Raw genomic sequence first — 23,659 nt, 5'->3', positions numbered from 1 at the left:
GAGCGTAGCGAAGCAATCCAGGGCGGTTTGCGCGGCTCTGGATTGCTTCGCTACGCTCGCAATGACGGCGGCGGGATCAGTTGGCTTTGGTCGTAACCGGAGCGCTCCAGCGCCCGGTTTCCATCCATATCAGGAAGCGCTTGAGCGGCAGCAGCCACACTACGCCCAGCACGATGTATACCGGCGTCTGGGCAAGGGCATTCCACTCACCGATCAGCGCGGGCACGTAGCTGGCGATGAGCATGGCATAGAGCCCCAGCGCGACGACCAGCAGGAGCACCCCGAAGGGGATTCGCCAGGTTGGTGTCTCGCGCATGTCAGGTCCTCTTTATATGCTATATATCCGCGTCGGCGTGACCACGGCGGCGAGCGGCCGGTCGTGGGCTTCGATGGGCAGTTCCTCGGCCAACTGGCAGTCCCATGCAAGCCCGATCGCGGTGGCCTGCGGATGGGTCGCCAGCCAGCGGTCGTAATGTCCGCCGCCCTGGCCGAGGCGATGCCCTTCGGCAGTGAACGCCACGAGCGGCACGATCACGACATTCGGCACTGCGTTTTCGCTCTCGGCCGGCGGCTGGAGGGCCCGCCACGGTCCCGTTTCGAGGCTTTGGTCGTCCCACGGGTTGTCCCAGACGCGAAATTCCATGGCGGCTTCACGCGCCGGGAAAAAGGGCAGGGCGATCCGGCGGCCGTTCTCCGACAGCCAGCGCGCCCAGCCCAGCGACGGCGCTTCGGAACCTGCCGGATGATAGAGCCCGATGGTCGCATCTTCAGGGATGAGCGCGAGGATCGGCGCAGGCGGCCGGTTGAGAATCAGCGCGCGCAGCCCCTGCGGCAGGGCCTCGACATGCTCGGCCCGCGCCTGCCGGAAGCGCTTGCGCAAGGCAGCCTTCTCATCCGCGAGAAGAAGGGCCTGAGAATGTATGGGGGGTGACGGGTCCACCATGGGTCGTTTCCTAGAAATCCTCTGACGCCTCGACGTCAGGTGGGGACCATGTGTTCCGGACCAGGATCCGGGCAGGGACAGCCCCCAATGGATTGCTTATAGCCTCAGGGATGTTCGAACGGCACGTGCCGGGCAGATCCCGTCGCTCTCTATCTAGGCGCTTGCGGCTTCAGTCTCAAGGAGGTCGGCAAGATTTTCGACGCGAGAGGCGATGCGCGCCAATCTTTCCGCGAATTGCGCGGGGATTGCCGGGACTTCGATCGGCAGGACCGCCTGCGGTTCGGGACGAGAGCGCAGTTCGTGCAATTCGTCCGCCATCATCAGTGCGGCGAAGAGGAGCATCCGCGTCTCGGTCTGCCCGACCGCGCCCGATGCCGTGGCCTTCGAATCGATCAGCCGGGCGAGGCGCAGGATATGCGCTTCCTCTCCGTCCGCGCAGGCGAGCATGAATTCGCGCCCGCCGATCCCGAGCGTCACGTTGCCCATCAGGCGTCCTCCGCCTGTACGCGCTGGGCGAGAAGTGCGTCGAGCCCCGACAGCGACTGGCTGATGCTCGCCTTGAGGTCCTCATGGCGACGGCGCAAGTCCGCGCCCTTGGCAATGCATGTGGGGGCCGCGTTCTCTATCCGCGTTAATGCGGCCTCGATGCGGTCGAGCGCAAGCAGGGAGATGGAGCGCGTGGATGCGCTTTCCTCGGTGGCCGCGCCGATCGCCCGGCCCTTGAGCGGGTTTTCCATGGCCAAGCGCTGCGCCGGTTGTGGCGGCCGGGCAAGCAGTTGGCGCGGGTTGTTCACAATCTTGTCACTTGTCTGCGCTTGAATAGTGCGGAAGATACGATGGGCTGCAGGACAATATCCGATCTGCGCGTGAAGAGGGTGAAATCGGGCGGTGAACTTGACGGGAGGCGACCTCTGCCTAAAGGGGGTCGCGAAATTCGAATCGTCCCGCATTTTTGCGCGTACCCGGAGTAATCCCATGACCCTCGCTTCCGACCGTCTTGCGCCGATGGCCAACGCCATCCGGGCGCTTTCGATGGATGCGGTTCAGGCGGCGAACAGCGGCCACCCCGGCATGCCGATGGGCATGGCCGACGTCGCCACGGTGCTTTTCGCCAAGTTCCTCAAGTTCGACCCCTCGGCGCCCAAGTGGGCCGACCGCGACCGCTTCGTGCTGTCGGCGGGCCATGGCTCGATGCTGGTCTACTCGCTGCTGCACCTGACCGGCTACGCCAGCCCGACGCTGGAGGACATCAAGAACTTCCGCCAGCTCGGTTCGGTCTGCGCCGGTCACCCCGAGAACTTTCTGATCGAAGGCATCGAATGCACCACCGGGCCGCTGGGCCAGGGCGTTGCGATGGCCGTGGGCATGGCGATGGCCGAGCGCCACCTCGCCGCGACGTTCGGCGACGACCTCGTCGATCACAACACCTGGGTCATTGCCGGTGACGGCTGCCTCATGGAAGGCGTCAACCACGAGGCGATCGGCCTTGCCGGCACGCTCAAGCTGGGCCGTCTCAAGGTGCTGTGGGACGACAACAAGATCACCATCGACGGTGACGCCTCGCTCTCGACCTCGGAAGACATTCCGGCACGCTACCGCGCTTCGGGCTGGGACGTGTTCGAGTGCGACGGCCACGACTTCGCCGATATCGAGCGCGCGCTGGGCCAGGCTGCCGCTTCGGACAAGCCCACGCTGGTCGCCTGTCGCACCCTGATCGGCAAGGGTTCGCCCAACAAGCAGGGCGGCCACGACGTCCACGGCTCGCCGCTGGGCGATGCCGAGATCGCCGCAACCCGCGAGAACATCGGCTGGGCCCACGCTCCGTTCGAGATCCCGGCCGAGATCCTCGCCGACTGGCGGTCGCTGGGCGAAAAGGGCGCGAAGCTGCGCGCCGAGTGGGACGCCCGCCTTGCCGCTTCGGACAAGGGCGCCGAGCTGACCCGCCGCATGAACGGCGAACTGCCCTCGGGCGAGGAAGCCGCGAAGACTTTCGCAGGCTGGCTGGAGAGCGAAACCACCGTCGCGACCCGCAAGGCGTCGGAGAACGTGCTCAACGTCCTCGCGCCGCTGGTGCCCGAGATGGTCGGGGGCTCCGCCGACCTCACCGGTTCGAACAACACCAAGGCGAAGTGCCAGTCGGCGTTCTCGGCCAAGGACTACGCCGGCCGCTACGTTTACTACGGCATCCGTGAATTCGGCATGTCGGCGGCGATGAACGGCATGGCGCTGCATGGCGGCGTGATCCCCTACGGCGGCACCTTCCTGATCTTCTCGGACTATGCGCGCAACGCGATCCGCATGTCGGCGCTGCAGCAGACCCGCGTGATCTACGTGCTGACGCACGATTCGATCGGCCTTGGCGAAGATGGCCCGACTCACCAGCCGGTAGAGACGGTCATGTCGCTCCGCCTGATCCCGAACCTCTACGTGTTCCGCCCGGCCGACGTGATCGAGACCGCCGAGTGCTGGCAGATCGCACTGGAAAGCGCCGAGACGCCTTCGGTCCTCGCGCTGACCCGCCAGAACCTGCCGCAGCTGCGCACTTCGGGCGAAATGCTCTCTGCCCGCGGCGCCTACACGCTGCGCCGCGCCGAGGGTGACCGCAAGGTGATCCTGATCGCCACCGGTTCGGAAGTCGAACTGGCCGTGAAGGTGCAGGGCGCACTGCAGGCCCAGGGCATCGGCGCAGACGTCGTCTCGATGCCGTGCATGGAACTGTTCGAGGCGCAGGACGCGGCGTACAAGCACGAAGTCTTGCCGAACGACCCGTCGATCCTGCGCGTCTCGATCGAGGCGGGCGTGACACACGGCTGGGAGCGCTTCACCGCATTCAGCCGCAATGGCGGCCTCAACATCGGCCTCGACCGCTTCGGCGCCTCGGCCCCGGCCAAGGTCCTGTTCGAGCGCTTCGGCTTCACCGTCGATGCGATCGTGCCGCAGGTTCTGGAAAAGCTCAGCAGCTAAGAATACCACCTAAGAGGAGATTAGGATTATGGCGACCAAGGTTGCGATCAACGGTTTCGGACGTATCGGGCGCAATGTCGCCCGCGCCATTCTCGAGCGTACCGACCATGACCTCGAGCTGGTGTCGATCAACGACCTCGCCAGCGCCAAGGCCAATGCCCTCCTCTTCAAGCGCGACAGCGTCCACGGCGCATTTGCGGGCACCGTCGAAGTCGACGGCGACGACCTCATCATCAACGGCAAGCGCATCAAGGTGACCGCCGAGCGCGATCCCGCGAACCTGCCGCATGCCGCCAACGGCGTCGACATCGCGCTGGAATGCACCGGCTTCTTCACCGACAAGGCCTCGGCCTCGAAGCACATCGAAGCCGGCGCCAAGCGCGTGCTGATCTCGGCGCCTGCCAAGAACGTCGACCTCACCGTCGTCTACGGCGTGAACCATGACGCGCTCACCGCCGAGCACACCGTCGTGTCGAACGCTTCGTGCACCACCAACTGCCTGGCGCCCTTCGCCAAGGTCCTGCACGAGAAGATCGGTATCGAGCGCGGTCTGATGACCACGATCCACTCGTACACCAACGACCAGAAGATCCTCGACCAGATCCACTCCGACCCGCGCCGCGCCCGTGCCGCCGCGATGAACATGATCCCGACCAGCACCGGCGCCGCCGTTGCCGTCGGCCTCGTGCTCCCGGACCTCAAGGGCAAGCTCGACGGTTCGTCGATCCGCGTGCCGACCCCGAACGTCTCGGTCGTCGACCTGACCTTCGTGCCGAGCCGCGACACCACCACCGAGGAAGTCAACGCGCTGCTCAAGGCCGCTGCGAAAGGCGAACTCAAGGGCGTGCTCGGCTACACCGAGGAGCCGCTGGTCTCGATCGACTTCAACCACGATTCGCACTCGTCCACCATCGACAGCCTTGAGACCTCGGTTCTCGAAGGCAAGCTGGTGCGGGTGCTGTCGTGGTACGACAACGAGTGGGGCTTCTCCAACCGCATGGTCGACACGGCCGGCGTGATGGGCGGTCTGCTCTGAGACCTTGATGGGGACGGGCCACCTTATCGGTATCGCGCGAAGGCAACACCCTCGCGCGCCGATGGAGGAACTGCGGTCCGTCGCCGTAACTGCCGCCGCGGGAGTCCATGGGGACTTTCGCGGCGCGGTGCGTCCGGGCAAGCGGCCGCGCCGGCAGGTCTCCCTGATGGAGATCGAAAGCTGGCGGGCGGCGCTGGGCGAACTTGAAATCTGCGGCGGCCTGTTCGGTTTCGAAGAGCCGCCATGGCATGCGCGGCGGGCGAACCTGCTGGTCGAAGGACTGCGTTTCCCGAGAGAAACCGGCTATGTCCTGGCGATCGGCAATACCCTGCGCATAGCAGTCACGATGGAATGCGATCCGTGCAGCCGCATGGAGGAAGTGGCACAGGGCCTCAAGGGCGCGCTCCTGCCGGACTGGCGGGGCGGTGTGCTGGGCACGGTGCTTGACGACGGCGATATCGCCCTGGGCGACGAGATAAGGATCGAGAGATGACGGCATTCAAGACCCTTGATGACCTTGGTGATGTGACCGGCAAGGTCGCGCTGGTGCGCGTGGACCTCAACCTGCCGATGCAGGACGGCGCCGTTACCGACGACACCCGCATCCGCGCCGCCGCCCCGACGGTTCTGGAACTCGCCGAGAAGGGCGCCAAGGTCCTCTTCCTCGCCCACTTCGGTCGCCCCAAGGGCGAGCGCGTGCCGAGCCAGTCGCTCTCGATGGTGGTCGGCGCGGTCGAGAAGACGCTGGGCAAGGAAGTGATGTTCGTGCCCGAGATCGCGGGCGACATCGTGAAGCAGGCCGTCGGCATCCTGCGCGCCGGCGACATCGCGATCCTCGAAAACACCCGCTTCTGGAAGGGCGAGGAAAAGAACGACCCCGAACTCGCCGCCGCGATCGCCGCGAATGCGGACTTCTACGTGAACGACGCCTTCTCCGCCGCGCACCGCGCGCATGCCACCACCGAAGGTCTCGCCAAGGTGCTGCCCGCTTACGCCGGTCGCTCGATGCAGGCTGAACTGGAGGCGCTCGAAAAGGCCCTCGGCACGCCCGAGAAGCCGGTCGCGGCGGTCGTCGGCGGGGCCAAGGTTTCGTCCAAGCTCGACGTCCTCAAGCACCTCGTCCGCCAAGTCGATCACCTCATCATCGGCGGCGGCATGGCCAACACCTTCCTCGCCGCCAAGGGCGTGGACGTGGGCAAGTCGCTTTGCGAGCACGACCTGACCGATACCGCGAACGAAATCCTTGCCACGGCGGATGCCTCGGGCTGCACCGTCCACCTGCCGTACGACGTGGTCGTGTCGAAGGAATTCGCGGCCAACCCGCCGTCGCTGCGCATCTGCAACGTCCATGAAGTCGCGGCCGACGAGATGATCCTCGATGCCGGTCCGAACGCTGCCGAGACTTTGGGCGACGTGCTCAAGAACTGCCGCACGCTGGTCTGGAACGGCCCGCTCGGCGCGTTCGAGATGGAGCCGTTCGACGCCGCTACCGTGGCGCTGGCGAAGACCGCCGCCGCGCTGACGGCGGACGGCTCGCTGGTCTCGGTCGCGGGCGGCGGCGATACCGTGGCGGCGCTCAACCATGCGAGCGTGGCGCAGGACTTCTCGTACATCTCGACGGCGGGCGGTGCCTTCCTGGAATGGATGGAAGGCAAGGTGCTGCCCGGCGTCGCGGCGCTGGAAGCCTGACGCAAAACAACCCCGTCATTCCCGCGAAGGCGGGAACCCATCTCCTGACCTGACCTATTGCACGGGCATCAGATGGGTCCCCGCCTTCGCGGGGATGACGGACATATTGATCGTAAGGGATGACTTTGGGGCTCGCAGGGGAATGACGGATCGAAACCTTGCTCCCGCACCGCCCTGGCAGGGCCGGTACGTCACGCTCGACGGCATGCGCGGCATCGCGGCGCTGGCCGTGGCGTTGTTCCACTACAATATCTCGCAGGCCCCGCACGGCTATGTCGCGGTGGATTTCTTCTTCGCGCTCTCCGGCTTCGTGCTGTGCCGCACCTACCTGCCGCGCTGGCAGGCCGGGCTTACTACGTGGGGCTTCATGAAGCAGCGCGTGGTGCGGCTCTATCCGTTGTTCCTTGCCGGGATCGTCATCACCACGCTCTCGGCGATCTCGAACCACTGGACGGGCAAGGGCGACGTCTACAGCTACGCCAAGATCGCCAAGTCGCTGCCGCCCAACCTGCTGATGCTGCCGTCGCCCTTCACCAACACGCTGTTCCCGATGAACGTGCCCGCGTGGTCGCTGTTCTTCGAACTCGTCGCCAGCCTCGGCCTCGCGCTGGTGCTGTTCCGCCTGCCGCGCATCGGCCAGCTTGCCGTGGCGATCGCCGCCGCCTGCTTCTTCGTGCCCGCAGTGCTGGCGCGCGAGGGTGGCAATCTTGGTCCGTTGTGGAGCCAGATGGGCACCACCATGCTGCGCACGACGATGTCGTTCACCGCAGGCGTGCTGATCGCCGGGCTGCCCGTGAAAGAGGTTCGCCATCCCGGCTGGCTCGGTGTTTTCTGCCTCATCGCGATCCTCGCGATGCTGGTCGCCGATCCGGCGTTCATTCCCAAGGGCTGGTACGACGTCACTTGCGCCGTGCTCGTCTCGCCGCTGCTGGTCTGGCTGGGCTCGCGCGGCGAACCTTCGCGCGTGCTGATGCCGGTGGCGTGGTTCCTCGGTGAGGTGTCCTATGCGGTCTACGCCGTGCACTGGGCGCTGATGGAGCCGCTGCGCTACTTCAAGGACGATCTCGGCTGGAACGAGGTGCTGATGGGCGCGGTCTACCTTGCCGCCTGCGTCGGGCTCGGCTGGCTCTGCGTGCGCTTCGTCGACATTCCGCTGCGCCGGCGCCTGAACGTCATGCTGCACGCGAGGGCGCGACACGTGCCGCCGCGCGCTATACCGAATTGACCCCCTAATGACAGATGCCGCAGTTGCGAACAGAGGGAGCGCAGCGTAGGCTTTATTTCAAGTTGCCGAACAACTCAGGAGGAGAAACCATGCAGTATTCGGAAATGACGGCCAAGATGGCCGACGGTGACGGCTTTATCGCCGCACTCGACCAGAGCGGCGGTTCGACGCCCAAGGCTCTCAAGGGCTACGGTATCGAGGAAGGCGCCTGGTCGAACGAGGAGGAGATGTTCGGCCTGATCCACGAAATGCGCGCGCGTATCATTTCGTCGTCGGTGTTCTCGGGGGAGAAGGTCATCGGCGCGATCCTGTTCGAGCGCACCATGGACGGCACCGTCGATGGCGTGCCCACCCCGCAGGCGCTGATCGCCAAGGGCGTGGTCCCCTTCATCAAGATCGACAAGGGCCTGGAGGATGAGGCCAACGGCGTTCAGATGATGAAGCCGATGCCGACGCTGGACGAGCTGCTTGCGCGCTCGAAGGCGCTGGGCGTCTACGGCACCAAGGAGCGCTCGGTCATCAACTCGGCCAATGCCGAGGGCATCGCCGCCGTCGTCAAGCAGCAGTTCGAGATCGGCGCACAGGTGCTCTCGCACGGCATGATGCCGATCATCGAGCCCGAAGTGAACATCAAGAGCGAGACCCGCGCCGAGTGCGATGCGATCCTGCTCGCCGAGATCCTCAAGAACCTCGACGAACTGCCCGAGGGCCAGCAGGTCATGCTCAAGCTCTCGCTGCCGATCGTGCCGGGCACGTTCGATCCGCTGATCGATCACCCCAAGGTGCTGCGCGTGGTGGCGCTGTCGGGCGGCTACTCGCGCGCCGACGCCTGCGTCGAACTGGCGAAGAACAAGGGCATCATCGCCAGCTTCAGCCGCGCGCTGCTTTCGGACCTGCGCTCGCAGATGAGCGACGCGGAATTCGACGCGGCGCTGGGCGAGGCGATCGACGCGATCTACCTCGGTTCGACGCAGAAGGCCGAGGCTGCCGCGGCGGCCTGATCCTTCGGGACCGGACAGGAAGAGGCGGCGCTCGAAAGGGCGCCGCCTTTTTCGTGGGCTCAGTAGCCGCCCATGAAGCGGAAGCCGAAGCGATACGCCGACTGTGCGACGGTGCCGTGGTTGTCACCGCCCGCGACCTTGTCGGGCTGGACCTCGACCAGTTCGAGCGTGCCGTCGGCGACCGTCACCGGCTTGCCCGAGGTCACCTCGACTTCGCCACCGCGCCCGCTGTCGATGCGTACGCGCAGGCGGACCTGCCCGCCCCAGACGCAGCGCGCATTCATCGGGCACCGGCTGTCCTCCAGCACCGCCAGCGGGGTGATGCGCGGGCCGCCTACGGTTACCGTCTGGCCGAGCGCGGCGTAAGTCAGCGAGGGCTCGGGAGTCGCGACCGGCAGTTCCGACGGCGGGGGATAGCTCTGGGCGGGAGTATAGGGCGGCGTAACTGCCGGGCCGGGATAGCTCGCGGCCGGAGGGGCTGACGGCGGCGGCGCTGCGGGAGGCGGAGGAGCGCTCGCCTGCGGATAGGCCGGTGGATATGGTTGCATCCGGGCCGGATCGGCCGGGGGTATGACGGTGCAGCCGGCAAGGGCGGCTCCGGTCAGGGCGAGCGCTATCGGTATCCTCATGGCGCGCGATGCAACACCCGGGCGCCTGAACGGTTCCCGAACGCCGCGTGTTCGGAACGCTTGGCGTTGAGCCGCGGCGCGGCTAGAGCACCCGCATGAAAGACGAAGCCGACATTCCGCGCGCACCCACGCAGCTCTATCTGATCTCGCCGCTCGACGTCGGCGGGGCTTTCCCCGACCGTCTGGCCCGCGCTCTGGACGCAGGCGAAGTCGCGGCCTTCCAGTTCCGCGTCAAGGACGTGGACCAGCACGAGGCTGCGCGTCTGGCCGAGCCGCTGCAGAAGATTTGCGGGGATCGCGACGTGGCGTTCATCGTCAACGATTCGATCGGCCTCGCCAAGCGCCTCGGCGCGGACGGCGTGCATCTCGGGCAGGAGGACGGCAGCGTCGAGGAGGCACGTCAGGCGCTCGGCCGCGATGCGCAGATCGGCGTGACCTGTAATGCCAGCCGTCACCTCGCCATGGAAGCGGGCGAGAACGGCGCCGACTACGTGGCGTTCGGTGCGTTCTTCCCCACCACGACGAAGGTGACCAAGCATATCGCTGGTCTCGACGTGCTGGAATGGTGGCAGTCGATCTTCGAGATCCCGTGCGTCGCCATCGGCGGGATTACTCCGGAGAACTGCGGTGACCTCGTGCGGGCGGGCGCGGACTTCCTTGCGGTTTCGGGCGCAGTCTGGAACGGGGACGAGGAAGCGGCGGTCCGCGCGTTTCACGAAGCGCTGGCGGCGGTGCAGGGCTGAGGGGCCAAGCCCACCCCCAACCCCTCCCGCAAGCGGGAGGGGAGCGAGACTTGCTGAGCCTTAGGCGAAGCTAGTCGCAGCGGGGTGGGCCTTGGCGCGGCCAGAGCGTCAGAAATCGATCTTCGCGATCACCTCTTCCCCGAACTTCTGCGCCTGTTCGAGATATTCCGCGCGGGTCTCGGTGTAGATCGTCGCGCCGGAACCATCGACGCCGAGCGACTTGAGGTTGGCGAAATGGTCCAGCGCCTCCTGCGCGTTCCAGCCCGCTTTCACCGAATAAGTCGAGGATGCGATGACCTTGGGCGGAGTCTCGCGCCCGACTTTCTCGCAATGCGCCGCCATGTAGGCGATGGCTTCCAGGATGTCCTCGTCGCCTTCGAGATTGGCGGTGCGGGCGGTGTCGGTGATCGCTTTGGGTACGAAGAACGGGTGCCAGGCATCGCCCAGTTCCACCGCGCGGCGAAGGGCGCGCTTGGAATTGCCGCCCACCAGCAGCGGCGGGTGCGGGGTTTGCGCCGGGGTCGGCAGCACACGGTTGCCGAGCGCGGTGAAGCCATTGCCCTCGAATGTGAAGTCCTCGCCGGTCCAGGCGAGCTTCATGGCCTTCATGTATTCGTCCATGATATCGTTGCGGCTGTCGAAATCGACGCCCAGCGCCTTGTATTCGGCCTTCATATACCCCGCGCCAAGGCCGAGGATCACGCGCCCGCCGGTAAAGTGGTCGAGGCTCGATACGGCGCGCGCGGTGATGAACGGGTTGCGATAGGGCAGGACCAGGATGTTGGTCTGCAGCCGCAGCGTGGTCGTGGCGGCGCCCAGCATCGAAAGCATGACGAAGGGGTCCTGCGCATAATGCCCGCCATTGTCGAGCCAGCGCGAAGAGGGCACCGGATGGTCAGTGACGGTGCCCGCGTAAAAGCCCGCAGCCTCGACCGCCTTCGCGATCTGGTGCAGCGCTTCCATGGTGCCCCATTCCTGCGGCTTGTCGATGTGGTCGAAGGGCAGGCTGGTGCTGAGGGTGAAGGTCATCGCTCTCTCGTTTCTGGCTATTCGGTGACTTCAGGCGGCAGGATCCAGACCTCGTTACGGTCGCGCGCCCATCCGCCCGAGGCCCACGAGCCTCCGTCTACCGGGATCACGGTGCCGGTCACGTAGCTGGCTATCGGGGAGGCGAGGAACACCGCCACGCGGCCGCATTCCTCGTCGATTCCGGGGCGGCCTGCAGGAATGCGCTTGCGGGCGCTTTCGACTTGCGCGGGGCTGGGCTGGAACCACGTCGCCTCGTCCACCGGGCCGGTAAATTGGCCGCGCGTGCCGGGCGTCACCGTGTAGTCGGGCGCGATGGTGTTCACGCGGATACCGTGCTCGGCGAATTCGAGCGCGAGGGTGCGGGTGAGGTTGTTGATCCCTGCCTTGCACGCGGCATAGACGGCATAGCCCGGCGCCGCCCGGCTCGCCTCGATACTGGTGACGTTGACGATCGCGCCGCCGCGCCCGCCGGCGATCATCACCGGCACTGCCGCCTGTGTCGCGGCGAGATTGCTGACCAGGTTGAGGTCGATGTGCCGACGCCAGTTCTTCTCGGTGAGGTCGAGGAACCCGCGCCGGGTCACGCCGCCCGCGTTGTTCACCAGCACGTCGAGCCGTCCGAAAGTGTCCGCCGTGCGCGCGATCGCGCCTTGCAGGGCCTCGACGTCCATGACGTTGCCGGGGATGCACAGCGCCTTGCGGCCACGCGCCTCGATCATCGCGGTGACTTGCGCGCAGCGTTCCGGGATCGCCTCTATGATCGCCACGTCGGCGCCCATGTCGGCCATGCACAGCGCGATGGAGCGGCCGATGCCGCCGCCGCCGCCAGTCACGAAGGCCACTTGCCCGGTCAGGTCGATGTCGCTTGCCTGCACTCGCCTCTCCGCTTTACGGGGCCGTGTGCGGCCTCTGGTCAGTTCGCCAAAGCGAACAGGTGTTCAGCATCGGCCAGGTCGGCGGGCTCGTCTATATCTTTCGCGAGACCCGACGTCGTGATCGTCACGGCGTTCAGGCCCAGCGTTTCCGCAGCCGCGCGGTGGAGTCCGGCGCTGCCGGCGCCGTACTGGAAGCGAAAGCCTGCCGCTTTGGGCAAGGGCAGCGAGAGCGCATTGGTGCCGGTGCCGTGGCGATCGGTGGCGATGCCGAGTGTGCAAGCGGGCAGGGCGGCAAGCTGGCGCAGGTCCTGTGCATCAAGGCGCGGCAGGTCTCCCGCGATGACGATCAGTCGATCGGGCGGAGCACCTCGCGACAGGATTGCCAGCGCGTTTTCCAGCGCCGCGTTGAGTCCGTCACCATCGTCGAAGATGAAGGGCAACGCGCCGCGTGGTGGTCCCAGGAGGATCGTACGGTCCACCGCGCCCGCTGCCGCCTCGATCACGCGCGACAGCATCGCTTCGACCAGCCTGTCACGCTCATGAGGGGGCAGCGCGGGGGCGAGGCGGGTCTTGCCGCGTCCTCGTGCCTTGACCGGGATGAGCGCCCAGATGGTCATGGGATCGCGGGCGCTTCGGCCAGATTGGTGAAGCGGATACCCGCGCCGTCGGCCTTGTAGGTCTTGTTCATGTAGATGAGGATCGAGGTCAGCGCTTCCGCCGCCGCCGAGTTGGCGAGCGCTCCACCCGACAGACCGCGCAGGCCCATGCCGGGGCACAAGTCCACCACCGTCTGTCGGGCCGCGACATCATCAGAGAAGACCAGCACGTCGCAGTCGATCGCATGGTCGGAATCGAGGTGATGCGCCGAGACGTTGTGGAAGGCGGTGACCAGCCGTGCCTCGGGGCCGAGATGCGCGCGCGCCTGCGCGGCGGCGCTGCCTTCGACGGGAAGCTGGACGCGCATGACCTTGGGCGGGACGAGGGGTACGGTCGTATCCACGACCACCGCATCGCCGATCCGGTCGCGGATCTGCGCCAGCGTATCGCCCTGCGAGGCGTGGGGCACGGTTACGATCACCACGTCCTTGCCTTCCGCCGCATCGGCGTTGGCGGCATATCCCGCGGCGCCGAGTTCCCCGGCGGTCGCCTGGGCCTTCTCGGCGGAGCGCGAGCCGATCGTCACCGCGTGCCCCGCCGCGACGAGCCTGCGTGCGATGCCTTTTCCGAGTGCCCCGGTGCCGCCGATGATCGCGATACTTGCCATGCCTGTTATCTCTCCCGCGAAGTTTCGCGTCTTTGGATTGTCGTTGTCGGGGGCGGACCTAAGGTGTCGTTCGGGAGAACAGGATGAACGCTCTTCGAGAACTTACAGTACGACCGCTTGCCGGATTGCCCATGTTCGCCGCGGGGCAGTCTATTGCGCAAGCGATTTGCACCGCGCTCGCGGCCGAGGGTGACCGCCTACGCGATGGCGATATCTGCGTGGTTGCGCAGAAGATCGTCTCCAAGATCGAAGGGCGTTCAATCGACCTTGCGGCGCTGCAGCCGGGAGACGAGGCGCGGGCTCTAGCGGAGCGGACCGGGCGCGATCCTGCCATGGCGCAGGCGATCCTGGACGAGAGCGCCGAGATCATGCGCCCGCACCCCGCCGCGATCATCGCCCGGCATCGCACCGGCCATGTGCTTGCCAATGCCGGGATCGACGCCAGCAATGTCTCCGGCGGAGATGCGGGCACGGTGCTGCTCTGGCCGTGCGAGCCCGATGCGTCTGCGCGGCGCTTGCGCGCGGAACTGGCCGAGGCCAGCGGCGGGCGGGTGGCGGTGGTGATCGCCGACTCCATGGGCCGCGCATGGCGCATCGGCACGGTGGGCACCGCGATCGGCTGCGCGGGGCTTGCCGTGCTGGAGGACCGCCGAGGGCGCGGCGTCGATCTCTACGGCCGCACGCTGCAGGCGACGGTGATTGCGGTGGCGGACTCGATCGCAGCTACGGCGACGTTGGTCATGGGCGAGGGGGACGAAGGCACGCCGGTCGCCGTCGTGCGGGGCGCAGGCCGCTGGACCTGCGAGGATGACGGACCGGGTGCGGTGAGCGGCCTGCGTCCAGTGGAACAGGACATGTTTCGATGACGGGCAAGCACGTACTCGCTCTCAGCGGCGGTGTCGGCGGGGCTAAGCTGGCGGCGGGGCTGGCGGCAGTGCTCGCGCCGGAAGACCTCACCATCGTGGTCAATACCGGGGACGACTTCGAGCACCTTGGCCTGACGATCTGCCCGGACATCGATTCGGTGACTTACGCACTCGCGGGGCTCAACGACACGGTGCGCGGCTGGGGCGTGAAGGACGAGACATGGCAGGCTATGGCCATGCTGCGCGCGCTGGGCGAGGCGGACTGGTTCAACCTCGGCGATCGCGACATGGGGATGCACATTGCCCGGTCCTGGCGGCTGCGCGCGGGCGATACCTTGTCGCAGGTGACCACGCGGCTGACGCGCGAACTCGGTATCGCGCACGCGATAGTTCCCATGAGCGATGCCCCCGTGCGCACCCAGGTCGGCACCGCGCAGGGGTGGCTGGACTTCCAGCGCTATTTCGTCGCCGAGCAGTGCCGGCCGGTGGCCACCGGGGTGCGGTTCGACGGCGTTCCCGGTGCTGCGCCATCGCCCGCATTCGCCGAGGCACTGGCCCGCGACGACCTTGCCGCCATCGTCATTTGCCCCTCGAATCCGTACCTCAGCGTCGATCCGATCCTCAGTCTCGACGGTGTGCGCGAGGCACTAGTGCAGCGGCGAGTTCCTGTGGTGGCGGTATCGCCGCTGGTCGGCGGCGCGTCGATCAAGGGACCGCTCGGCAAGTTGTTGGGAGAACTGGGCAGGCCCGTTTCCAACGCCTCGATCGCGGATCACTACTCCAATCACCGGGGCGATCTTCTCGACCATCTGGTGATCGACGAGGCCGATGCCGCCGATGCGGGGGGCTTGCGGGAGAGGGGCCTTTCGGTCACCGTTTGCCCAACAGTCATGTGCCACGCCGGTGACCGGGAGAGGCTTGCGCGCGAAGCACTGATCGCAGCCGGTATCGAAACAGGATGACCATGGCACGCGACGACGACGCACTGATAACCCGACTCCTCACCGCGCCGCTGGACGATGTTCTCGCCGAGGCACGGATGCGGCGCGACACCCGCTTCGGAGCGCTGACACCGGCACGGATGACCTATTCACGCAAGGTCTTCATCCCGCTGACCCGGCTTTGCGCCGACGTATGCCACTACTGCACCTTCGCGACGACGCCCTCCCGGCTGCATGCCCCTTATCTGACCGAGGAAGAGGTGCTGGAGATCGCGCGGGCTGGGCTCGCGGCGGGCAGCAAGGAAGCGCTGTTCACGCTCGGCGATGCGCCGGAGCGGCGTTATGCAGCCGCGCGCGAGTGGCTGGAGGAGCGCGGCTTCACGCGCACCATCGACTACGTGCGCCACTGTGCGCAGCGGGTTCTGGAAGAGACGGGCCTGCTTCCGCATATCAATGCCGGGGTTCTGGAGGAAGCCGACTGGCGGATGTTGCGCCCGGTCGCGGCATCGGTCGGGCTGATGCTGGAGAGTACGTCCGAGCGCCTGCTCGACAAGGGCATGTGCCATCATGGATCGCCGGACAAGGTCCCCGCGGTTCGTCTCGCGTCGCTGGCGGCGGCAGGGCGGGCGCTGGTGCCGACCACGAGCGGCGTCCTCATTGGCATCGGCGAGACCCCGCGCGAGCGGATCGAGGCGCTGATCGCCCTGCGCGACCTGCACGAAGCGCATGGGCACCTGCAGGAAGTCATCGTCCAGAATTTCTGCCCGAAGCCCGGCACGAAGATGTCCGGCGCTATCGAGGCGAGCGAGGCGGACTTCCTGCGCACCATCGCCGCCGCGCGGATCGTGCTGCCGGGCGAAGTCTCGGTGCAGGCACCGCCCAACCTCAATGATGAGCGTCTTGCCGAACTGATCGACGCAGGCATCGACGACTGGGGGGGCATCTCCCCGGTGACGCTCGATCACGTGAACCCCGAGGCGCCCTGGCCCGAAATCGCGCGGCTTGAGGCGGTCTGCGCCCGGGCCGGGCTGCCGCTGGTAGAGCGGTTGACGATCTATCCGCGCTTCGTCGAGGCGGAGGGCTGGCTCGATCCGGCGATCCGGCCCGCCGTGCTGCGGCTTGCCGATGCCGATGGACTGGGGCGCGACAGTCGCTGGAGTCCCGGCATCACGGACCGCGCGCCGGGGACGGTGCACGCGCCGCTTGGCATGCGGTACGACGGCCCGGTGGCGGCGCGGCTGCACCGGATACTCGATCGCGCGGCAGGCGGCTTTGCGCTCGGCGAGGAAGAGATCGCCGCGCTGTTCGCGGCTCGGGGCAGTGCTGCGCAGGCGGTGGTGGAGGCGGCGGACGCCTTGCGGGCCGAGGTGCGCGGCGACGTCGTCACGTACGTCGTCAACCGCAACATCAACTACACCAACATCTGCACGCACGCCTGTTCGTTCTGCGCTTTTTCGAAGACCAGCAGCAAGGCGGGCTATCGTGACAAGCCCTACGACCTCGACCTCGAGGAGATCGCCGGCCGCGCCCGTGAGGCGGTGGCGCGCGGGGCGACCGAAGTGTGCCTGCAGGGCGGCATCCACCCGCGCTACACTGGCGAGACCTACCTCTCGATCCTGCGCGCGGTGAAGGATGCGTGCCCGGACCTGCACGTCCATGCCTTCTCGCCGCTGGAGGTCAGCCAGGGTGCCCGCACGCTGGGGATGCCGGTCTCGGATTACCTGTCCATGCTGCGCGATGCGGGGCTGGGTTCGCTCCCCGGTACGGCGGCGGAAATCCTGTGCGACGATATTCGCGAGAAGATCTGCCCGGACAAGCTGACGACCGCCGAATGGCTCGATGTGGTCGGTTCGGCGCATCGGGTGGGGCTGCCGACCACATCGACGATCATGTTCGGACACCTCGAAAGTCCGCTGCACTGGGCGCGGCATTTGCTGGCCTTGCGCGAGCTGCAACTCGACACCGGCGGTATCACCGAGTTCGTGCCGCTGCCGCTCGTCCACATGGAGGCGCCGTTCTACCGCAAGGGCCAATGCCGCAAGGGGCCGACCTGGCGTGAGGCGGTGATGATGCATGCGGTCGCCCGGTTGGCGCTGCACGGGGCGATCGATTCGATACAGGTCTCATGGGTCAAGCTGGGCATGGACGGGGCGGCGGCGGTGCTGGCGGCAGGCGCCAACGACCTTGGCGGCGTGCTGATGGACGAGAGTATCAGCCGCGCGGCCGGAGCCTCGCACGGGCAACTGGCTGAGGTTTCCGACATGCGCGCGGCGGCGGAGAGCGTCGGACGCAAGCTGCGGCAGAGGACGACGCTTTATGGAGATGTGGGAGTGATGGCCTGACCCTTCGACAAGCTCAGGGTGAGCGGGGTTCATAGCGGGATCGTGTTTGACTGAACCATCGTTCGTCATCCCCGCGAAGGCGGGGACCCATCTGATGTTCATGCAGCAGGCACCGTCAGGAGATGGGTTCCCGCCTTCGCGGGAATGACGACGAGAGAGGTGAGGGCGATCATGAACTCCGATCCCGCTCAGGCTGAGCTTGTCGAAGCCCCGGCGTTACAACGCCAGCCCGGTTCTCACATCGCCCGAATATGCTGCCACATCGGCTCGGGCATCCAGGTATATTCGATGTAGTGCCCGAAGACCTTGCGCGCATCGAGGTACAGGAATTTCAGTCCGCCCTCCGGCTCGCCCGACAAGTCGCGCTCCATCGCGATCGGGAATTCCTGCGCGTCCACCCGGGAGCGGAAGTCGGCCCAGTCGGGCACCCGGAAGCAGATGTGATGGAAGCGCAAGGGGCCGCCATTCGACAGGCAGTTGGCAAAGATGCCGACCTCGTCGATCTCGCTCTCGATCAGTTCATACTGTAGATCGCCGATCCAGATGAAGCAGATGCGGCTTTTCTGGCGCTTCGGCCCCGACGGCGTCAGTACGGTCTGGTCGACCGGGATGATCGTCGGTTCCTTTTCCAGCCCGCGCCCTCGGAACAGGTCGATCCCTGCTTCGATGTCGTCACAGACATAGGCGTTCTGGTAGTGCAGTCCTTCCAGCACGATCAGCCCTCCCGCGCGACGTCGTAGCGGGAGAGGTAGCGCTCGAACAGCGGCTCCAGATCGGCCTTGCTCAGCCCGTACTGCGCCAGCTTGTATTCGTGGCGGCCGAACTTGTCCTGCGGGTTGTCGTCCACCCACTTCTGGACTCCGGCCTCGGCCTCGGCGGTCCATTCGTCGCCCAGCGCCGCGTAGACCTTCTTCGTTGCGGCGACCGGGTCCTCGACGATGTCGGCGTAGTGGACGTCGATGATCTTGTCCTCGCCGTACTTGTCGCGGAAATCCATGATGCGGTTGGCGTGTTCGGCCGCCTGCCAGGGGTAGTCCTCGGCCAGCCACTCCGCATCGATCCGGCCCATGTGCGCCTGATGGCTGAGCGAGATCACCGAGCACAGCGACCCCGTCGCGGTGAAGGGATCGCGGTGGGTCCAGATCACGCGGGCGTCGGGATAGACCTTGAAGATCGTCTCCAGCCACAGCGAGTGGCTGGGCTTCTTGACGTTCCAGACGCCGGTGGTGTGCTGCTGGAGCACCTGCAGGAACTTCTTGTGGTACTCGTAGGCGCTGGTCATGTTGCACGAGAAGATGAAGTCCTTGTAGAGCGGCAGCTTGCCCTTGGACTCGATCATCAGCGTCTTGAAATCGTGCGCCATGAAGAACACGCATTCGTTGGGGTAGACCGCCGAGCCGCGATAGTACTTGCCCATGGCCGGATTGGCTTCCAGCGCGGCCTTCTCCTGCGCGAGCCGGGTGGTCGCGCGCGGGTCGGTCGTCAGCAGCGCGTTCGAGGTGACCGGCGGCACCGGATCGTCGATCTCCCAGGTCAGCGGCGAGCGGCGCGCCGGGTCGGCGGCCAGCAGGTTCGACATCAGCGTGGTGCCGGTGCGCGGCACGCCCATGACGAAGACCGGGCGCTCTACAGGGCGCTGCAGCAGTTCCGGATTCTCGCGCAGGTATTGCGAGACCTTGAGGCGGCCGCGTAGGTAATGCAGCGTGTCGTTCCGGGCGCGGGCGATGCCGCCTTCGCTCATCCAGCCCTTGGCGATGCCTTCGTTGAACGACCGGGTGAAGACGTCGAAGCCCTCGCGCCAGCTGTCGTTGTCGAAGCTGTCGATCCCGGTTTCCTTCATCGCCTGCTCGACGAGGGCATAGCCCAGATGGTGCCCAGTGGCGGTGGTGGTGGTGGCGGTGGTGGCCATGGTGTGGTTGTCCTCTTCCCGGCGGCCGATCGGTCGGCCTTTCATGGGCACGAGATAACCTGTCGATGCCCCGCCGTGGCAACGCGGATGACCCGTCAAAACCAGACCTTCTGTCGAATTCGGGTCAAGACCCGACAGGCTCGGCGAGGACGCGCCCCTGCCTCTGGCGGAAGGTGCTGGGGCTGGCTCCCACGGCGCGGCGGAACGCGAAGGTGAAGCTGGAGGGAGAGGAGAACCCCATGGTGAAAGCGATGGTCTTCACGCTCTCGCCCTCCATCAGCAGGCGCTTGGCGGCCTCCATGCGGCGCTGCTCGATGTAGTCGCCGATCGAGCAGGCGCGGCTGACACGAAACCCCCGCGTGAGTTGGCGCACCGACAGGGCGCACAGCTTCGCCAGTTCCTCCAGCGAGGGGGCGGCGAGGTCGTCGGCAAGGCGCTCGTCGATCAGCCGCAACCGCCAGCCGGAGAGACCGCCGGTCATCGGACGCTCGGCCACTTCAAGGCAGTGACGGCCCAGTTCGATCGCCAGTTCGCCGCCGAGAAAGCCCAGCATCCGCTGCGCAGCGAGGCCGGGGTGCCGCACTTCGGCGGTGATGCGGAACAGCAGCGCGCGGATCTGCGCACTGCCGATGTCGAGCGCGGCGGCCAGATGCGGGTCGTCCCAGGTCAGGCGATGGCCGACGAGGTCGTGCACCAGTCCCGAGTCGATGGTGCAGGTCAGCGATGCCTGCCGCCCCGTGCCGCCCTTGATGTGGAGTTCCTCGCCCGGCGGCAGCACGAAGATGTCGCCCAGCCGTTCCAGTCGGTGCGGTCCCCATCGCTTGCGATAGCCGCCGCGCGATTGCAGCGGACGGGGGGTGAGGCACATGTTGACGTGGTAGTCCCGGCCGACCGCATGGACGGTGTCGGTCGGGTCGGGAATGTCGAAGCGCACGATCTGCGCGGTCACGCCGCGCGTTTCCAGTTGCGCGTCGATGCTCATCTTCGAACGATGCGCCTCGGGCATGCTCATCTCCATCAGCGTCATCTTCGGCAGGTCGGCCGCAATGTGTCCCGGACGCCACGTTAGGGCCCGAATTCTATGCCTGCCGCGCTTGCCGGGCAATGGCCCTGCGAGGAACATCGCGTCGGTGAACACGCCGCGATGACGGCACGGTCTGGGACAGAGGAAGACAAGGATGGCGAAAAGCCTGTTCGACTGCGCGGGCAAGGTGACGGTGGTGACCGGCGGCAACGGCGGCATCGGCTTCGGCTTCGCGATGGGCGTAGCGAAGATGGGTGGCGACCTCGCGATCTGGGCGCGCAACGCCGAGAAGAGCGCGAAGGCCAAGGCCGAACTCGAAGCGGCCGGTGCGGGGAAAGTCGTCGCCTATCAGGTCGATGTTTCGGAAGAGCCAAACATCGCCCAGGGCTATGAGGCGGTCATGGCCGACTTCGGGCGCGTGGACTGCGTCTTCGCGAATTCCGGGGCTTCGCCGCGCTACAACTCGGTCTTCGAGATGCCGACCGATCACTGGTACGACTTCCAGAAGACCGCGCTGCACGGCGCCTTCTTCACTCTGCGCGAAGGCGCGCGGTTGATGAAGGAGCGGGTCGAGGCGGGGGACGAATCGGGCGGCAGCCTTGTCGCCTGCGGCTCGCTCTCGCTGTTCCAGGGCCTTGCGGGGAAGATGGAATATGCGTCTTCCAAGGCGGCGGTGGCGGCGGCGATCCGCTGCCTTGCCATTGAACTGGCCCCGCTCGGCATTCGCGCCAACGTGGTCGCGCCGGGCCTCGTCATCACGCCGATGATGGGTGAGGGCGCCCGCGCCGACGCGGTGGCACAGCACTTCGCTCCGACGATACCGATGAAGCGCACCGGCTTTCCAGCCGACTTCGAGGGCATCGGTGCCTACCTGTGCTCGGACGCCAGCAGCTTCATGACCGGTGAGACGATCACCATCGACGGCGGATACATGGTTCGGCCGTAAGGACGGCGGACCGGCAAGGAGAGAGGCGTATGGAACTGCTCAGGATCCACGGCACGGGCGATGTCAGGCTCGACCCTTATGAACGTCCCGCGACGGGGCCGCTCGACGTGGTGGTGAAGATGAAGTCGGTGGGCATCTGCGGCTCCGACCTTTCGTATATCAAGATCGGCGGCATTCCGACGCCGGGCACGCTGACGGCGCTGGGCCACGAAGGCGCTGGTGAGGTGATCGAGGTCGGCGCGGGGGTCGAGGGCATCGCGGTCGGTGATCCGGTGGTCGTCAACCCGATGATGACACCAGGCAACATCGGTTCCGGCGGCCCGGAAGGTGCCTTCACGCAGGAGTTGCTGGTGCGCGAGGCGCGGCTGGGCGAATCGATCCTGCCGATCCCCGACGGCATCGACTACGATGTCGCCGCCATGTGCGAGCCGCTTGCGGTTGCCATGCACGGGGTCAATCGGGCCGAGGTGAAGCCCGGCGACAAGGTCGTGGTGTTCGGCTGCGGGCCGATAGGGCTCGGCATGCTGCTGTGGCTGATCGATCGCGGGGTGACCGACGTGGTGGCGCTCGACCTTTCCGAGGAGCGCCTGGAACGCGCCCGGGCGCTCGGCGTGCGGGCCGCGCTCAACCCGGCCGAGGTGGACTTGCGCGCGGAACTGGCGCGCCTTCATGGCGAAGTACCGAGCTATGGGCGCGTGGGCGTCGGCACCGATGCGTACATAGACGCGGCAGGGGCGCCGAACATCCTGACGCAAGTGATCATGATGGCGAAGTTCCACGCGCGCCTCGTCATCACCGCCGCCTATATGAAGCCGCTGGAGTTCCCGGCCGGCCGCATGCTGACCAGCGAGATGACCATCACCACCGCCGTCGGCTACCCCACCGAAATGCCCGAGGTGATCGCGGCCATGCCGCGCCTCAAGGACAAGATCGCCGCGATGATCAGCCACAAGCTGCCGTTCCGCGACGTCATGAAGGGCCTGGAGATCGCGGCGAGCCCGCAGTCCGCCAAGGTCATGATCAGCTTCGAGGAGGTCTGAAATGAGCGACGTAAAGGATGCAGGACCCAAGCTGGCCGGACTGGTGCGCGCAGGCGACGAGCAGGCCGAGGCGATCCGGGTGACCGACTTCATCTTCCAGGCGAACGACATCTCCAACGCCTACCTCGTTACCACGGACGAGGGCGACGTGATGGTCAACACCGGCTTCATGGACAATGCCGAGCGCACGAAGCGCCTGCTGGCGCCGCATCGGACCGGGCCGCTCGCCTTCGTGATCCTCACGCAGAGCCATGCGGACCACTACGGCGGCTTGCCGGAATTCCTCGAAGACGGCACGCAAGTGATTGGCGGCCCCGGCTTCAACGAGGCTTTGGCCGACATGAACGGCCTGCAGGCCTTCTTCGGGCCGAGAAGCCGCAAGCTCTGGGGCTCGACGCTCAAGCGCGGTTCGACACCGAAGCCGCCGCCGAACGTCGTGCCGGACATTCTCGTCGATCGCCGCCTGACGCTGGAACTCGGCGGGCGCACCTTCGAGCTGATCTCCACGCCTGAGGGCGAGACGGTGGACAGCCTCACCGTCTGGCTGCCGAAGGAGAAAATCGCCTTTACCGGCAATGTCTTCGGGCCGGTGTGGCTGTCGATGCCGTTCCTCAATACCCTGCGCGGCGACAAGCCGCGGCTGGTGCGCAATTACCTCAAGTCGCTGGAAACCATCCGCGATCTCGGCGCGGAAATCGTGATCACCGGCCACGGCGAGGCGATCGTCGGCAAGGATCGCATCCGCGCCGACCTCGACAAGTTGCACGCTGCGGTTTCCTATGTACGCGACTATACGCTGGAGGGCATGAAGGCGGGCAAGGACGTCCACACTCTGATGCGTGAATTCGCCTGGCCCGAGGGGCTGGAGATTGGCGAATTTCACGGCAAGGCGAGCTGGGCGGTCAAGTCGATCTGGCGCGAGTATTCGGGCTGGCTGCACTATGAGGACGGCACCACCGCGCTCTACGGCGTGCCGCGCAGCAGCATCGATGCGGACCTTGTCGAACTGGCGGGCGGGGCGGGAAACCTTGCCCGGCGCGCGCAGGAAAAGCTGGACGGCGGCGCGGCGCTGGAGGCCGTGCACCTCACCGACATAGCCCTCGGCGCGGAACCGACCAACGCCGAGGCCATCGCCGTCCGCAAGGCCGCGCATGAAGTCCTGCTGGCCGAGAGCGGCGGACGCAATCTGTCGG

The 23,659-nt window shown here is 66.5% G+C and carries 25 protein-coding genes; 13 read left to right on the top strand and 12 right to left on the bottom strand.

The genetic code is table 11. The features are described 5' to 3' along the window. Positions 1–76: 76 nt before the first annotated feature. The 4 genes from ACYPYD_RS24045 to ACYPYD_RS24030 form a co-directional block, all read right to left on the bottom strand. Entirely contained in the window at positions 77–316 is a 240-nt protein-coding gene (locus ACYPYD_RS24045; RefSeq protein ID WP_008829027.1) for a DUF2842 domain-containing protein, read from the bottom strand. Between the two features lie 12 nt (positions 317–328). Continuing rightward, positions 329–943 carry a 5-formyltetrahydrofolate cyclo-ligase gene (locus ACYPYD_RS24040; RefSeq protein ID WP_459665953.1) on the bottom strand — a complete coding sequence of 205 codons (615 nt, stop codon included), beginning with the start codon at positions 941–943 and terminating at the stop codon, positions 329–331. A gap of 153 nt (positions 944–1,096) precedes the next feature. Beyond that, positions 1,097–1,429 (bottom strand): cell division protein ZapA, encoded by a 333-nt coding sequence (locus ACYPYD_RS24035; protein WP_008829029.1) that lies wholly within the window; start codon positions 1,427–1,429, stop codon positions 1,097–1,099. Continuing rightward, on the bottom strand, positions 1,429–1,680 hold the full coding sequence (locus tag ACYPYD_RS24030; RefSeq protein ID WP_459665951.1) for a hypothetical protein: 252 nt from the start codon (positions 1,678–1,680) through the stop codon (positions 1,429–1,431). The genes ACYPYD_RS24035 and ACYPYD_RS24030 overlap by 1 nt, the downstream gene beginning before the upstream one ends. A gap of 238 nt (positions 1,681–1,918) precedes the next feature. Between ACYPYD_RS24030 and tkt the strand changes: the two genes are divergently transcribed. From tkt to ACYPYD_RS24000, 6 genes are all read left to right on the top strand, one after another. Next, complete coding sequence (gene tkt, locus ACYPYD_RS24025; protein ID WP_008829031.1) at positions 1,919–3,907, top strand: transketolase; 1,989 nt, start codon at positions 1,919–1,921, stop codon at positions 3,905–3,907. Between the two features lie 28 nt (positions 3,908–3,935). After that, a complete protein-coding gene (gene gap, locus ACYPYD_RS24020; RefSeq protein ID WP_459665949.1) occupies positions 3,936–4,943 on the top strand; it encodes a type I glyceraldehyde-3-phosphate dehydrogenase in 1,008 nt (335 codons plus the stop codon). Positions 4,944–5,004: 61 nt separating this feature from the next. After that, complete coding sequence (locus ACYPYD_RS24015; RefSeq protein WP_271181023.1) at positions 5,005–5,436, top strand: MOSC domain-containing protein; 432 nt, start codon at positions 5,005–5,007, stop codon at positions 5,434–5,436. Continuing rightward, the gene (locus tag ACYPYD_RS24010) at positions 5,433–6,632 is read left to right on the top strand and encodes a phosphoglycerate kinase (protein WP_459665947.1); all 1,200 of its coding nucleotides are present in this window, start codon (positions 5,433–5,435) and stop codon (positions 6,630–6,632) included. Before ACYPYD_RS24015 ends, ACYPYD_RS24010 begins: the two co-directional genes overlap by 4 nt. 142 nt (positions 6,633–6,774) lie before the next feature. Beyond that, entirely contained in the window at positions 6,775–7,857 is a 1,083-nt protein-coding gene (locus ACYPYD_RS24005; RefSeq protein ID WP_036522768.1) for an acyltransferase family protein, read from the top strand. A gap of 89 nt (positions 7,858–7,946) precedes the next feature. Next, a complete protein-coding gene (locus ACYPYD_RS24000) occupies positions 7,947–8,858 on the top strand; it encodes a fructose bisphosphate aldolase (protein ID WP_459665946.1) in 912 nt (303 codons plus the stop codon). Between the two features lie 59 nt (positions 8,859–8,917). Here the strand turns inward: ACYPYD_RS24000 and ACYPYD_RS23995 are convergent, their stop codons facing one another. Further along, positions 8,918–9,487 carry a hypothetical protein gene (locus ACYPYD_RS23995; RefSeq protein WP_036522773.1) on the bottom strand — a complete coding sequence of 190 codons (570 nt, stop codon included), beginning with the start codon at positions 9,485–9,487 and terminating at the stop codon, positions 8,918–8,920. A gap of 95 nt (positions 9,488–9,582) precedes the next feature. Here ACYPYD_RS23995 and thiE point away from each other — a divergent pair, with 95 nt between their 5' ends. After that, positions 9,583–10,230 (top strand): thiamine phosphate synthase, encoded by a 648-nt coding sequence (thiE, locus tag ACYPYD_RS23990; protein ID WP_211149974.1) that lies wholly within the window; start codon positions 9,583–9,585, stop codon positions 10,228–10,230. A gap of 108 nt (positions 10,231–10,338) precedes the next feature. Here thiE and ACYPYD_RS23985 read toward each other — a convergent pair whose 3' ends face one another. From ACYPYD_RS23985 to npdG, 4 genes are read right to left on the bottom strand one after another with little or no spacing between them, the layout of a single operon-like run. Continuing rightward, a complete protein-coding gene (locus ACYPYD_RS23985) occupies positions 10,339–11,259 on the bottom strand; it encodes a TIGR03619 family F420-dependent LLM class oxidoreductase (protein WP_008831663.1) in 921 nt (306 codons plus the stop codon). 17 nt (positions 11,260–11,276) lie between these two features. Then, entirely contained in the window at positions 11,277–12,134 is an 858-nt protein-coding gene (locus tag ACYPYD_RS23980; protein ID WP_008831664.1) for an SDR family NAD(P)-dependent oxidoreductase, read from the bottom strand. A 38-nt stretch (positions 12,135–12,172) separates the two neighbouring features. Next, complete coding sequence (gene cofC, locus ACYPYD_RS23975) at positions 12,173–12,751, bottom strand: 2-phospho-L-lactate guanylyltransferase (protein WP_008831665.1); 579 nt, start codon at positions 12,749–12,751, stop codon at positions 12,173–12,175. After that, entirely contained in the window at positions 12,748–13,398 is a 651-nt protein-coding gene (npdG, locus tag ACYPYD_RS23970; RefSeq protein WP_069707650.1) for an NADPH-dependent F420 reductase, read from the bottom strand. Before npdG ends, cofC begins: the two co-directional genes overlap by 4 nt. Positions 13,399–13,481: 83 nt before the next feature. On the opposite strand from npdG, the gene cofE reads away from it, so the two are divergent. Genes cofE through cofH form a run of 3 tightly spaced genes read left to right on the top strand, consistent with a single transcriptional unit; the run spans position 13,482 to position 17,547 of the window. After that, entirely contained in the window at positions 13,482–14,264 is a 783-nt protein-coding gene (cofE, locus tag ACYPYD_RS23965; RefSeq protein ID WP_459665944.1) for a coenzyme F420-0:L-glutamate ligase, read from the top strand. Continuing rightward, complete coding sequence (gene cofD, locus ACYPYD_RS23960) at positions 14,261–15,226, top strand: 2-phospho-L-lactate transferase (RefSeq protein ID WP_459665942.1); 966 nt, start codon at positions 14,261–14,263, stop codon at positions 15,224–15,226. The genes cofE and cofD overlap by 4 nt, the downstream gene beginning before the upstream one ends. Positions 15,227–15,228: 2 nt before the next feature. Next, positions 15,229–17,547, top strand: coding sequence for a 5-amino-6-(D-ribitylamino)uracil--L-tyrosine 4-hydroxyphenyl transferase CofH (gene cofH / locus ACYPYD_RS23955; protein ID WP_459665940.1), 2,319 nt, complete (start codon positions 15,229–15,231; stop codon positions 17,545–17,547). A 236-nt stretch (positions 17,548–17,783) separates the two neighbouring features. On the opposite strand, the gene ACYPYD_RS23950 is transcribed toward cofH, so the two are convergent. The 3 genes from ACYPYD_RS23950 to ACYPYD_RS23940 form a co-directional block, all read right to left on the bottom strand. Next, entirely contained in the window at positions 17,784–18,260 is a 477-nt protein-coding gene (locus ACYPYD_RS23950; protein WP_036522788.1) for a VOC family protein, read from the bottom strand. Between the two features lie 2 nt (positions 18,261–18,262). Continuing rightward, positions 18,263–19,501: a sulfotransferase family protein gene (locus ACYPYD_RS23945; protein WP_459665938.1), complete on the bottom strand. Its 1,239-nt coding sequence runs from the start codon at positions 19,499–19,501 to the stop codon at positions 18,263–18,265. A gap of 79 nt (positions 19,502–19,580) precedes the next feature. Beyond that, positions 19,581–20,462 carry a helix-turn-helix transcriptional regulator gene (locus tag ACYPYD_RS23940; RefSeq protein ID WP_459665936.1) on the bottom strand — a complete coding sequence of 294 codons (882 nt, stop codon included), beginning with the start codon at positions 20,460–20,462 and terminating at the stop codon, positions 19,581–19,583. A 172-nt stretch (positions 20,463–20,634) separates the two neighbouring features. Here ACYPYD_RS23940 and ACYPYD_RS23935 point away from each other — a divergent pair, with 172 nt between their 5' ends. The 3 genes from ACYPYD_RS23935 to ACYPYD_RS23925 all read left to right on the top strand — a co-directional run. After that, positions 20,635–21,426, top strand: coding sequence for an SDR family NAD(P)-dependent oxidoreductase (locus ACYPYD_RS23935; protein WP_459665935.1), 792 nt, complete (start codon positions 20,635–20,637; stop codon positions 21,424–21,426). A 29-nt stretch (positions 21,427–21,455) separates the two neighbouring features. Further along, positions 21,456–22,466, top strand: a complete 1,011-nt coding sequence (locus ACYPYD_RS23930) for a zinc-dependent alcohol dehydrogenase (protein ID WP_069707656.1) — start codon at positions 21,456–21,458, stop codon at positions 22,464–22,466. Between the two features lies 1 nt (position 22,467). Further along, positions 22,468–23,659, top strand: a 1,192-nt coding sequence (locus ACYPYD_RS23925; protein WP_459665933.1) for an MBL fold metallo-hydrolase, incomplete at its 3' end; no start/stop codon positions are given.

It is taken from the genome of Novosphingobium sp. 11B (assembly GCF_054589055.1).
The sequence above is the reverse complement of the archived record's forward strand: the minus strand, read 5'-3'. Positions and strand labels throughout refer to the sequence as shown.